The organism is Brachyspira intermedia PWS/A (assembly GCF_000223215.1).
Classification (GTDB): Bacteria; Spirochaetota; Brachyspiria; order Brachyspirales; family Brachyspiraceae; genus Brachyspira; species Brachyspira intermedia.
In genome coordinates, this window is the sequence record NC_017243.1 from 1,890,651 (window position 1) to 1,903,179 (window position 12,529).

A 12,529-nucleotide genomic window follows, 5' to 3' on the forward strand; every position below is an offset into this window, starting at 1 on the left:
TTATATTTTTTATAACTTAATATATAATTTAAAATAAATAATTTTTAAGGAGAACATATGGAAGTTTCAGATAGAAGCTGGGTTGTTACATTGCTTTTTGCAATATTCCTACCTGTTCATAGATTCTATGTAGGAAAAATAGGAACCGGTATATTATACTGGCTCACAGCAGGCGGTTTTGGTATATGGTACATTATAGATATTGTTATGATACTATTAGATCAATTTACTGATAAAGAAGGAAGAAAATTAAGAAAATAATAAAATAAAAAGGTTAGTATTTTTAGTACTAACCTTTTTTAATATTAAATAAATAATTAAAATCTATTTTATTATGACACCTTTTTGAGGTATATTCAACACTTTTATCTCACAGTCTATTTTCTTTTTATTGAAACTGCTTTTCATAGCTTCAGAAACTTTTTTGATTATCTTTTCATCGTTCTTAACAAGAGAAAGTATTGAAGAACCTGCTCCGCTTATTGTAACAGAATATGCACCGGCAGCTTTAGTATTCTTAAATAAATCTTTAAGCCCCGGTATGAATTTAGCTCTGTAATCCTGATGAAGTTTATCATCTGTAGCAACCTCAAGTAAATCTAATCTATTTGATGATAATGCAGAAGTAAGAAGTGCAGCCCTTGAAATATTAAATATAGCATCTTTAAAAGTTATTTCTTTAGGAAGTGCATTTCTAGCAGTTTCAGTGCTTAAATAAAAGTTAGGAATTGCAACTATTGCCTTTAAATCTTTAGGAGGCTTTATTTTTACATATTTGAAATCTTCATCTTTACGAACTACACCAGAAATAATGCCTCCTAATATTGCAGGCGATACATTATCAGGGTGTCCTTCAAGCTGAACAGACATATTCAATATATCATCTTCAATAGAAAGTTTATTTCCAAGTATATAATTAGCAGAAAGAAGTCCTCCTATTATAGCTGCAGAACTGCTTCCAAGTCCGCGTGAAAGAGGTATTCTATTTATACATTTTATTATATATCCTTTATCAGGCTTTGATTTTAATCTTTTGTATACTAATTTCATAGCATCGAGTATCATATTATTGTCTTTTGATATCTCGTTTTCACCCTCTCCGCTTATTTCAAATTCTATCTTTTTAGAATTATCATTAGAATATATATGTATTTCATTATATAAATCTAAAGCAAGCCCTACACTATCAAATCCGGAACCAATATTTGCAGATGTAGCAGGTATTTTAAAAGTTACAAGTTTTTTATTTTGAGATTTATTCATTATCATATTCCTATAGCTTTTCTTATTTCTTCTATATTGTTGTCAACTTTTATAGGTTCATTGCAGATTTTAATTGCATTATCAGGGTCTTTAAGTCCGTTTCCTGTTAATACAGACACTACAGTATCACCTTTATTTATCTTTCCAGCTTTACGGCTTTTTATTATACCAGCAAGAGAAGCAGCAGAAGCAGGCTCAGCAAATACACCTTCTTCCATTGTAAGCATTTTATAAGCCTCTAATATCTCATCATCAGTAACAGAGTCAATAAAACCTTCTGATTCATTAGCAGCATTAACAGCAAGTTTCCAGCTGGCAGGATTTCCTATTTTTATAGCAGTAGCTAATGTTTGAGGATTCTCTATTATTTTATTTTGTACTATAGCAGCAGAACCTTCAGCCTCGAAACCTATCATTTTTGGAAGATTATTTATATTTCCATTTTCTTTATATTCTTTGAAGCCCATCCAATATGCAGATATATTACCAGCATTTCCAACAGGTATAGCTAAATAATCAGGAGCTTTTCCTAAAACATCACAAATTTCAAATGCGGAAGTTTTTTGTCCCTGAAGTCTGAAAGGATTGATAGAATTTACCAAAGTAATAGGATATTTATTGGTAATATCAACCACAGCCTTTAGAGCCTCATCAAAATTTCCTTTAATAGCTATAACTTTAGCACCGTACATTAAAGCCTGAGCTAATTTACCCAAAGCAATATTTCCGTCAGGTATAACCACTATACAATCTATACCGCTTCTAGCAGCATAAGCAGCAGCAGATGCAGAAGTATTTCCTGTAGAAGCACACATTATAGCTTTAGTATCTCTACCTTCAAGTGCTTTAGCAACAGCCATAACCATACCTCTATCTTTAAAAGAACCTGTAGGATTAAGTCCGTCATATTTCAAATATAATTCTATGTCTAAATCCCTTCCTATTCTTTCAGCTTTAATTAAAGGGGTGTTTCCTTCATGCAAGGTTATTAATGGGGTTTGATGCGTAATAGGTAAATATTTTCTGTATTCTCTTAAAAGTCCTTTCCAAGCTTTCATAGTTTTATCCTTTTTAATTTAATTAAAAATTATCTTTGATAGTATTTGATATAGAATATAATATAAATCATAATTTTTCAAGTTATTAATTAATATAATAATAATACTTATTTAATAAAAAACAAGAGAATTAATATTTTTTAATTCTCCTGTTTTTAAGATAGGTATAAACATATATATAAATATTTGATAGCTTCTAATTAATTTAATTAATATTCATAATTATTATATAAATAATTATTCATCTAAAGTTATTAAAACCTCCCTAGGCTTGCTGCCGTTTTCTGGTCCTACTATACCTTGACGCTCCATTATCTCTACTATCCTTGCCGCTCTGTTATATCCTATTTTCAAACGTCTTTGAAGGAATGAAGCACTAGCTTTACCTGTTCTAGCAACCAACTGAACTGCATCCTCCCAAAGCTCTTCATCAAGTATATCTTCCTCATCTGTATTTTTATCATCAGCATCACTGCCCTCTAAAGCAGCAATTAAACTCTCATCAAACATAGGCGACATCTGACCTGATAAATAATCAACAACTTTTTTAACTTCATTATCAGAAACGAAAGCTCCCTGTACTCTGTCCGGCATTTGACTTCCAGAAGCACAGAATAAAGCATCTCCTTTACCTAATAACTGTTCGGCACCTGACATATCAATAATGATTCTTGAGTTAGTTTTATTAGGTACTTGGAATGCTATTCTAGTTGGAAGATTAGCCTTTATAACTCCAGTAACAACATCAGCAGAAGGTCTTTGTGTAGCTATAATCAAATGTATGCCAACTGCCCTACTCATACCAGCCAAACGTGATATTAAATCTTCCACCTCTTTTGAAGCAACAACCATTAAGTTATGAAGCTCGTCTATTACAAGCACTATATATGGGAATAACTCTAAAGGCTCTCCGTTAAATTCTGTTTCACCTTCTTTAAGTAATTGTCTTACCTTCTCATTATAAGTTTTAACATTTCTAACGAAGAATCTTTCCATTCTCTCGTATCTCTTTTCCATTATATCTACAATGTATCTCAATACTATTGTAGCTTTCTTTTCATCTGAAACTACAGGCGACATCAAATGAGGTATGCCGTTATAAATGGAAAGCTCTACTCTCTTTTTATCAACAAATATAAATTTAAGCTCATCAGGTCTAAACTTATATAAAAGTGAAAGTATTATTGTAGATAAACAAACACTTTTACCAGAACCAGTAGTACCGGCAACTAATAAGTGAGGAGCTTCTGACATATCGGATACAACATTATTACCATAAATACCTTTTCCAAGCACGAATGGTATATCTAGTTTTGACTGTCTGAAATCGGTACTTTCCAAAACATCTCTCAAGAAAACTGCATTTCTCACTTTATTAGGTATCTCTATTCCTATAACAGAACGTCCCGGTATAGGAGCTATTATCCTTACACTTTCGGAAGCTAAAGCCAAAGCAATATTATCTGTAAGATTTGATATCTTTGAAACTCTTATTCCAGATGCAATTTCAAGTTCATATCTAGTAATAACAGGTCCTCTTGATACTCCTGTAACTTTTGCCTCAATATTAAAGTCTAATAAAGTATGCTCAAGCTGCATTGCTGTTTGTTTAATAGACTCCATCATAGCACCGTCATTTACAGGTATTGATCTATTTAATAAATCAAAAGGCGGATGCTTATAATGCTTATCAACATATTTAGTATCAAAATTAGACTGTATACGCTCGCTGTCAAAATTCTTAATTGATTTAGTACCTATAACTGATTTCATAGGCTTTAATGTATCAACTGTTTTTTGAGATTCTATATTTATAAATCCTGCTTCCTCTTGAGGTGCATTATTTATATGAGTTTCATTATTATCTATTTTTTTATCAGTTTCATTTATTTCCTCTGATTCTTTTAGTATAGGAGTATCAATTATATTATTATGATTTTCTATATTATTATCTTCTTTTATACTATTGTCTAAAGCATTATTCAAATTATTATTAGATTCTAATAAGTTTTCATTATTAATATTATTTTCATGACTTACAATTCTAGTTTTTAATCTTATATCTTCTATATTGGAATCTGCATTATAAAGCTCTTCTTCGTCCAAATCAAACTCATCTATTTTACTGTCAATATAATTGTTGTTATCATGATTATTATAATTCGGTATATGATCTGCTCTGTTATATTCTCTTTTTGAAGCATATCCCATACCAAATTCAAATGCTTCTTTTTTCTTCTTACTGCTGTTTATACTGTTTCCAACATTATTTGAAGTCAAAACATATTCTTTTTTTTCTTCTTCTTTTTTAGTTTCTACAATGCTGTCAATATTATTATGCACTTCATAAATTTCATTTGATTCAATTTCTTTGTTTCTTTTATTCTCTTCTACTAATCTCTGAAGCTTTTCAAAACTATCTTCTTCTTCAACATTTTCATTAATATTTGTTTCTTCTTTATTTGTATTATTTATATTAGAATAATCATACATATAATTTTCATAGCTTTCTACACTATTGGCTCTTATATATTGATCTTCAACATTATATTTAGCATAATTATTAAATGAATCATCGTAGGCAGCTCTTTTGAAATCTGACTTTTTTAAATAATTTATATTATAATCGAGTCCTTCAAATTCATTAAAATCATTATTTTCTGTTTCTTCTAATTCTTCATTTTTTTTTTTATTTATGAAATCATTATAATAATTTCTATAGAACTCATCTTCCATTTCCATACTACTATTGCGAACAGGGTGATTTTTATTGGCTTTTTCTTTTCCGAAAACAACTTCTGCCAAAGTAAGTCCCAAATCTTCCTCTCTATTTTCCAATGCATTTATATTTATTCCGCCATTAAAATGCATGTTTTTTAATTCATTTGTAAGATTCTCAGCTTCTTTACTAAATGAATCAGTTTTAGTAAAGAAACTATTTACAGAGTTATTTCTTCTCAATAAATTTTCTCTGTATTTTTTTTCATCAAAACTATAATTATTATTTTCTACTTTTTCTATGAATGGTACAGTTTTAAATTCTAATTCTGAAATCTCTTTAGTATCAAATAAAGGAATATAATCTCTAGAGTATGTTTTTTCTTTATTATCAGTCTGAAGAGAAGTTTCAGTATTTTTAATTGATTTTATTTCTAAATCTTTTATTCCATTAACTACTTTTTGTTCTATATCTTTTATTTTCTCAAAATCAACATTTCTCATCATATTTCTGAAATAATTAACTAAATCCATTATAGAAAGTTTAGCAAATATAATAGCAGTTATTACAAGTCCTGCAATTACGATCATAACAGCACCAGTCTTACCGAATATTGATACTAAAGAACCTCCTATAAACTCACCCAACATACCGCCCTTATTATAAAAATCTAAACTTCCCAAGAATATATTTAATAGTATGCTAAGAAGTATCATCAATATAGAAGATGATAGTGCCGATATTAATATTCTGTCAGTGGAGTTCTTTAATATTATATTAACTCCGGCATATATGAAAAATGCAGGTATAACATAAGATGCGAATCCAAATGCCAAAAATGAATAGCTTGATATATAAGCACCGAATATACCTAATAAATTTTTAATTTCATTATTGGAGTTTAAATCTTCCATATTCATGCTAAAATATGAAAGAAGAAGTATACCTGCAAATAAAAGACATAAGAAACCCATTATATCAAAAAAAGGATTTCTATTCTCATATTCTTCCTGAATATAATCATCGAAATTTTGATTCTCTGATCTCTGTTCAAATTTCTTTTGTTCTGCTCTTTTTTGTATTGTTAATTTTCTTTTAAATAATCCCATAATAAAACTCCAATACCTAATAAATCATACCTGCAAAAAATAGAAGAAAACTGCCATTCCGGCTATAAGACAATAGAATCCGAAATAGAAAAGTTTTCCCTTCTTCAAAAATGAAAGAAGAAATTTCAATGCTATAATACCAAATACAAATGCTGTAAAGAATCCTACTAAAGCATAAGTAATATCAAAATTAGCAATATCTTTTATTGATAACAATAAAGCTCCGAATATTGCAGGTAATGATATTAAGAAAGAAAATCTTCCTGCTAAATCTCTATTTAATCCTAAAAATAAAGCGGCACTTATAGTCATACCAGATCTTGATATACCCGGAAATATTGCAACTGACTGAGCTAATCCTATTATAAATGCATTCCTATAAGTCATAGTAAATACATCTTTTAAATCATTGCTGTAAGTATTTTTATCTAATTTTCTAGTGAGAAGAAGTATAGAACCTGTTATAATAAGATTAAGTCCTATTCTTTGTAAATCCAAATTACTTAAATATTGTTCTAATAATAAGCCTACTATAGCAACAGGTATAGAAGCTATTATCACCATTAAAGATATTCTAAAGCCTTCGCTATTTTTGCTTGCATATTTAACATCTTTAAGTCCTGAAAAGAATCCCACAATGGCATTTATTATATCTTTACGGAATATTAAACATGTAGCTAAGAATGTACCGAAATGAAGTGCAACTTCAAATGATAATATGTTTTCCGCATGAAAATTTAGAAAATATTCTGTTATTCTTAAATGACCGGAACTCGAAACCGGCAGAAATTCTGTTATAGCCTGAACAAAACCAAGTATTACAGCTTTTATCATTAAACTACCCCGTTGTTTACATAATATCTGTATAATTTTCGGATAGTTTAAAAAAAGCAATAGTAAAAAATTATGTCAACTATATTATGATAATCTAGAATAATGGCTTATAATTAGAACATCACTCCAAAATAGTTTCAACAACCACATTATATTCATTAGAACTATAGCTTTCTTCTAGTATATAAGCCTCATTTGTTAATTGTACGGCTCTGTTAACATCTATATCATTGCTTCTCAATATTTTAAATAATGATTCATAAGCCCTTTTTAAAGCATTTTGAGTAAGCATTTGTTTTGTATAAGCACTAAGATTTCCTGCATCAGGCATTTGTATTGAAGCATTAGCTCTGAAAAATTTATCTTCTACGCTTCCCTCTTTTTTTAATTTTTGTAATATTGCCAAAGTTCTATTATATACATCTATGTCTTTTACCTTTATCTCAACATAAAAATTATCATCTTTTTTGTATTCTTTTATATTAGCTATATCCTTATTATCAAAATCTATCAAATTATTATCCTTTAAAGATACTGCTACTATATTAAAATCAGTTCTATTGATTATTGATGAAGTTTCCTTGGCTATATAATAGTATATAGAATCTATTGCCTTTGATTTGCTGGCTTCAAAACTTACATCCGTATAAACTTTTGAATAGAAATTACCTTTTTGTACATTATTCTTTGAACATGAAATTAAATAAAATAATAATAAAATAATGATAAAATAGAGCTTGTTTTTTTCCATAAATTATAATAAATTATCCCTTTATAATATTAATTATTTTAACTTTATTATATTAATAATTGTAAAATAAATATATGGAGATTTCATATTGAATATAAAGATATTTATATTGTTATTAACTGTATTCATATTTTCATCATGTCAGAAAAAAGAGGATAATTTTTTAGAAGATATGGCTTCTTTAGATAAAGCGTATATGGATACATTATTGATAATAAGAGATGTTAATAATCCAAATAGAAAAGAAGCTATAGAAAAATTTATAGTTATATGGAATGATTTTAAAAAACAGTACTATAATTCAAATACAGAAGATCCTCAATGGAAAGCAGATTTTGATTCTTTGCAGGATATACTTATAAGATCACATTATTATATATCAAGCAAAGAAGATGAAAGTGCCGGATATTCTATACTGCATGATATTAAATATGTACTTTCGGATTTGAGAAAAAGAAATAATGTTAATTGGTTTTTTGACAATTTAAACTCAATATATAAAATAGCATATAGAATCGGAGAGCTTTCAAAAATATATGCAGGTTCTAATACTACACTTTCACCCGAAGAGGAAGAAAAATTGATAGTGGTATATTATCTTCTTGATGATGCTGTAAAAACTACTATATCAGAATTTGACAAAAGTAATATTCATCTTCTTCATCTATCTCAGCAGCAACTTGGAACTTTGAAACATAATATAGAAACCATAGATGATTTAGTTAAATCAATAGGAAATGATTTGTTTTCAAAGAAATACAGCAATCTTTCTAATATATCAGAAAACATTTTGAATATATATTTTAACTCACTTCAGATAATAAGAGGATAATTAAATATAGTGAAAGGATTTTGTATTTTAAATAAACCAGTGGGCATAACTTCTTTTGATGCCATAAAACAAACAAAAACGATGTTAAAGCAAAAAGAAAATATATTAGAAAAAAGAGTGGGACATGCAGGCACATTAGATCCTTTTGCTGACGGAGTATTAATATTAGCATTTGGAAGATATACTAAATTATTTTTCTTATTCGATGATTTAAATAAAGAATATATAGCATCAGGAATATTCGGAGAAAGCAGAGATACTGATGACATAGAAGGTAATACAATAAAAAAATCAGATAATAATAATAAATTAAGTTTTGAAGAATTAGAAAGTATTATAAAAACAAATTTCAAAGGCAATATAAAGCAAAAGCCTCCTATATATAGTGCTAAAAAAATAAATGGTAAAAGGGCTTATGATTTAGCTAGAGATAATAAAAGCTTTGAATTAAAAGATGTTGATGTTTGTATAGAAAAAATTGAATTATTAGAATATGATTATCCTTATTTCAAAATAAAAACCTCAGTAAGCAAAGGTACTTATATAAGATCAATAATAAGAGATATAGGAGAAATTACAGGAAATCTAGCCTACACAAAAGAATTAAAAAGAGTTTCAATAGGAAATTATAATATTGATATGTCATGCAATATTGAAGATATAAATAAAAATAAAATATTATCATTCTTCGATATGTTTAAAAAATTCGATAAAACAATAATAGAAGATGAATCAGATATAAAGCAGATATTATGCGGTAATACAAAAACAATAGAAGATATAAAAATTAATAATAAATATATGGCATTAACAGATAATAAAAATAACCTTCTTGCAATAATAGAAAAAAACTGCACTGATAAAAATAATAAATATGCATTCATAGATATTGATTAAATTTTAATTATAAAAAACAATATTCATATTCCAATAACTTAAAATGAATTAACATAATACAAAATCAACATTTGATTTTTTTTGTAATAGGTATATTATATTATTTAATAAAAATTCTATAACAAAGGTTTCTGTCAGCATATATGAATATATTAGTTATAAACGGCCCTAATACAAATATGTTAGGAGTAGCTCAAACTAAAATTTTTGGAAATATTACATTAGGCGATATAGAAAATAAGATTAAAGAAGCAGCATTGGGAAGTGCAAAAGTATCATTCTTTCAGTCAAATCATGAAGGTGCTATTATAGACAGAATACATAGAGCTTATGATGAAAGTATAGACTATATAATAATAAATGCCGGTGCTTATGCTCATACTTCTATAGCTATAAGAGATGCTTTTTTAGCAACTAATATACCATTTATAGAAGTGCATATGAGCAATGTTTATGCAAGAGAAGATTTTAGAAGCAAAAGCTATTTATCAGATATAGCATTGGGAGTAATTACTGGATTTGGTGATAATAGTTATATATTAGCTTTGGCTCATTTATTATCAGTAGAGAAAAGAAATAATAATTAAATATATTACGGAGTTTGAAAATGTGTAAATTAACTTTAACTGAAAGCGGAGAAAATAAAAAATTTAATTATGATGCAAGATTAGAAAGATTATTAAAATTAACAAATGAAAATCTTCTTATCACTAAAAATGAAAATATATTCTATCTGACAGGGTTTAAAGGCAGTGCTGGCTGGCTTCTTATAAGCAAAGGCAAGAAATATTTATTTGTAGATTCAAGATACTGTGAACATGCATCTAAAGTTACTCATAAAACTACTGTTATACTTGTAGCAGGAACTTATCATGATGCTTTAGCTGAATTCTGTAAAGAAAATAATATCAAAGAAATATACACTGCTAAAAACGGACTTTATCTTTCTGATTATGAAAATATAGTAGCTTCAATGGTTAATAATTCTATAAAAATAGGAATAAGTAAGGCTGATATAGATACAATAAGAAATATAAAAGAAAAAGAAGAAATAAAAATAATAAAAGATAATCTTAACAGAGCAGAAAAAGCAATGACTAAAATGTTAGCATTCGTAAAAGAAGGAGTAACTGAACAGGAACTAGCTGCAGAATTAGAATATCAAATGCGTAAGGAAGGCGGAGATAAAACAGCATTCGATACAATTTTACTTTTCGGAGAAAGAACTTCCCTTCCTCATGGTGTACCTTCTGAAAGAAAATTAAAATTAGGTGACAATATACTTATGGACTTTGGATTATCAAGAGATGGATATAAAAGCGATATAACAAGAACTTTCTTCTTCGGAAAAGGAAATAATTTTGAAGAGATGAGTAAAATATATAATATAGTGAGAGAAGCTCATCATAAAGGCATAGAGGCAATACATTCCGGAGTATCAGGTAAAGAAGTAGATAATGCTGCAAGAGAAATAATAAAAAATAATGGATACGGTCAATATTTTGGTCATGGATTAGGACATAGTGTAGGACTTGAAATACATGAATCTCCTAGACTTTCACCTCTTGTTGATCATGTTTTAGAAGGCGGCTGTGTAGTTACAGTTGAGCCTGGTATATATGTACCTAATTTAGGAGGTGTGAGAATAGAAAATATGGCAATAGTAACTAAAAACGGAGGAGTTTCTATAAATGACACTCCTACAGATTTAATAGTTTTATAAATTATAAAAATATAATAAAAAAGGCATATAGTTTTTTCTATATGCCTTAATTGTTTTAAATTTATTTATTCAATATATTCGCTCCAAATCTAGGTCCGAATCTATAGCCTATTTGAGCACCTACATCTAAATTTCCATATTTATCACCTGATGAAATACTTGAATCTGTTATAGTTTGTCCCCATGCAAAGCCCCAATCATAACCGATATAAAGTCCTATATTCAAAGCATTATTATCATCGAAAAATAAAGAATAATCAAAAGTACCTTTTATATATGTTCTAGGCTGAATTTTAGTTTCTAGTTTTGAATCTGAACTAGAAGTTTTTATTGAAGAAGTTGAAGCTAGATCAAATTTTACTCCAGAATTTATACCTATAGAAAATCCTTGTATATTAAATTTAGGATAGAACCCTATATAAATATCATGTACAGAACTTTTAAAATTAGCATCATTATTTTTTGAATAGCTAAATCCTGTAAAACCATACCCCAAAGAGCCAAGCAAACTCATACCCATATTTTCTTTTATATTGAACATGTATCCTATATTAGCTTCTACTCCTATTTGAAAATTTCCGTTTGCCTTAAATTTTGAAGCTGGTTCATAAAGTGTTATACCTGCTCCTATAGGTACATTGGCTATTAGCTCGAAGCCTCCAATATTGGCATAAGAAATTTGACTTAAAACAATAAACAAAATACTTATAAATATTATTTTATATGATTTAAACATAATCATTTCTCCATATAGTTTGACTGATTAATAATATTAGTGTAATAATTATTATAGTATTTTTCATAATTGTCAAGATCCATTTCACATTTAAGCGCTATAAAATTAACTCTCCTATTTTTATTAATATCATTAGTATATTTTGGCATTATATCACTATATGGAAAAATTTTAACTCTATTATGAGAAAAGCCTGAAGAAAGTATAACATCTCTTATAACGCTAGCCCTTCTCTCTGACAATTTTAAATTACGATCTCCTTTACCCTGCCCTATAATATCAGCATGCCCCTCTACAACTAAAATGCAGCTTTTATTATTACTCATAAAACTTATAATTTCATTCATAACATAAACATAGTCTTCTACATTATAAGGCTTCTCTTCATTCAATCTATAATATATTTCCTTATCTGTATCTATCATCATTCCTCTTTCAGTTTCAATCAAATTCATATTACTGCTTATATTAAATTCATAATTGCATGGATCTTTTTGTTCAGTTGGTCTATTCCAAGAAAAATATAATCTTCTTTCTGGTATGAAGCAGGCAGTTAAAATAAAAGGAATTAATAAAATAAAAAATATCTTTATATATCTCATAACAT

The 12,529-nt window shown here is 28.0% G+C and carries 12 protein-coding genes; 5 read left to right on the forward strand and 7 right to left on the reverse strand.

Annotated features, from left to right (window positions below; genetic code table 11):
- The first annotated feature begins 57 nt into the window (after positions 1–57).
- Positions 58–261 carry a TM2 domain-containing protein gene (locus tag BINT_RS08235; protein WP_008726867.1) on the forward strand — a complete coding sequence of 68 codons (204 nt, stop codon included), beginning with the start codon at positions 58–60 and terminating at the stop codon, positions 259–261.
- Positions 262–324: 63 nt separating this feature from the next.
- Here the strand turns inward: BINT_RS08235 and thrB are convergent, their stop codons facing one another.
- From thrB to BINT_RS08260, 5 genes are all read right to left on the reverse strand, one after another.
- Entirely contained in the window at positions 325–1,269 is a 945-nt protein-coding gene (gene thrB, locus BINT_RS08240) for a homoserine kinase (protein WP_041177353.1), read from the reverse strand.
- Positions 1,266–2,321 (reverse strand): threonine synthase, encoded by a 1,056-nt coding sequence (thrC, locus tag BINT_RS08245; protein WP_014488115.1) that lies wholly within the window; start codon positions 2,319–2,321, stop codon positions 1,266–1,268. Before thrC ends, thrB begins: the two co-directional genes overlap by 4 nt.
- 237 nt (positions 2,322–2,558) lie before the next feature.
- Positions 2,559–6,149, reverse strand: coding sequence for a DNA translocase FtsK (locus BINT_RS08250; protein ID WP_014488116.1), 3,591 nt, complete (start codon positions 6,147–6,149; stop codon positions 2,559–2,561).
- 24 nt (positions 6,150–6,173) lie between these two features.
- The gene (gene uppP / locus BINT_RS08255) at positions 6,174–6,983 is read right to left on the reverse strand and encodes an undecaprenyl-diphosphatase UppP (protein ID WP_014488117.1); all 810 of its coding nucleotides are present in this window, start codon (positions 6,981–6,983) and stop codon (positions 6,174–6,176) included.
- 121 nt (positions 6,984–7,104) lie between these two features.
- A complete protein-coding gene (locus BINT_RS08260) occupies positions 7,105–7,734 on the reverse strand; it encodes a hypothetical protein (protein WP_014488118.1) in 630 nt (209 codons plus the stop codon).
- An 88-nt stretch (positions 7,735–7,822) separates the two neighbouring features.
- Between BINT_RS08260 and BINT_RS08265 the strand changes: the two genes are divergently transcribed.
- The 4 genes from BINT_RS08265 to BINT_RS08280 all read left to right on the forward strand — a co-directional run bounded on the left by BINT_RS08265 (position 7,823) and on the right by BINT_RS08280 (position 11,186).
- The gene (locus BINT_RS08265) at positions 7,823–8,566 is read left to right on the forward strand and encodes a hypothetical protein (RefSeq protein ID WP_014488119.1); all 744 of its coding nucleotides are present in this window, start codon (positions 7,823–7,825) and stop codon (positions 8,564–8,566) included.
- Positions 8,567–8,575: 9 nt separating this feature from the next.
- A complete protein-coding gene (gene truB / locus BINT_RS08270) occupies positions 8,576–9,463 on the forward strand; it encodes a tRNA pseudouridine(55) synthase TruB (protein WP_041177354.1) in 888 nt (295 codons plus the stop codon).
- Positions 9,464–9,606: 143 nt separating this feature from the next.
- Complete coding sequence (gene aroQ / locus BINT_RS08275; RefSeq protein ID WP_014488121.1) at positions 9,607–10,050, forward strand: type II 3-dehydroquinate dehydratase; 444 nt, start codon at positions 9,607–9,609, stop codon at positions 10,048–10,050.
- A 20-nt stretch (positions 10,051–10,070) separates the two neighbouring features.
- Positions 10,071–11,186, forward strand: a complete 1,116-nt coding sequence (locus BINT_RS08280; RefSeq protein ID WP_014488122.1) for a M24 family metallopeptidase — start codon at positions 10,071–10,073, stop codon at positions 11,184–11,186.
- A 61-nt stretch (positions 11,187–11,247) separates the two neighbouring features.
- Here BINT_RS08280 and BINT_RS08285 read toward each other — a convergent pair whose 3' ends face one another.
- Positions 11,248–11,922 (reverse strand): hypothetical protein, encoded by a 675-nt coding sequence (locus BINT_RS08285; RefSeq protein ID WP_014488123.1) that lies wholly within the window; start codon positions 11,920–11,922, stop codon positions 11,248–11,250.
- Between the two features lie 2 nt (positions 11,923–11,924).
- Complete coding sequence (locus tag BINT_RS08290) at positions 11,925–12,524, reverse strand: OmpA family protein (RefSeq protein ID WP_014488124.1); 600 nt, start codon at positions 12,522–12,524, stop codon at positions 11,925–11,927.
- Positions 12,525–12,529 lie beyond the last annotated feature (5 nt).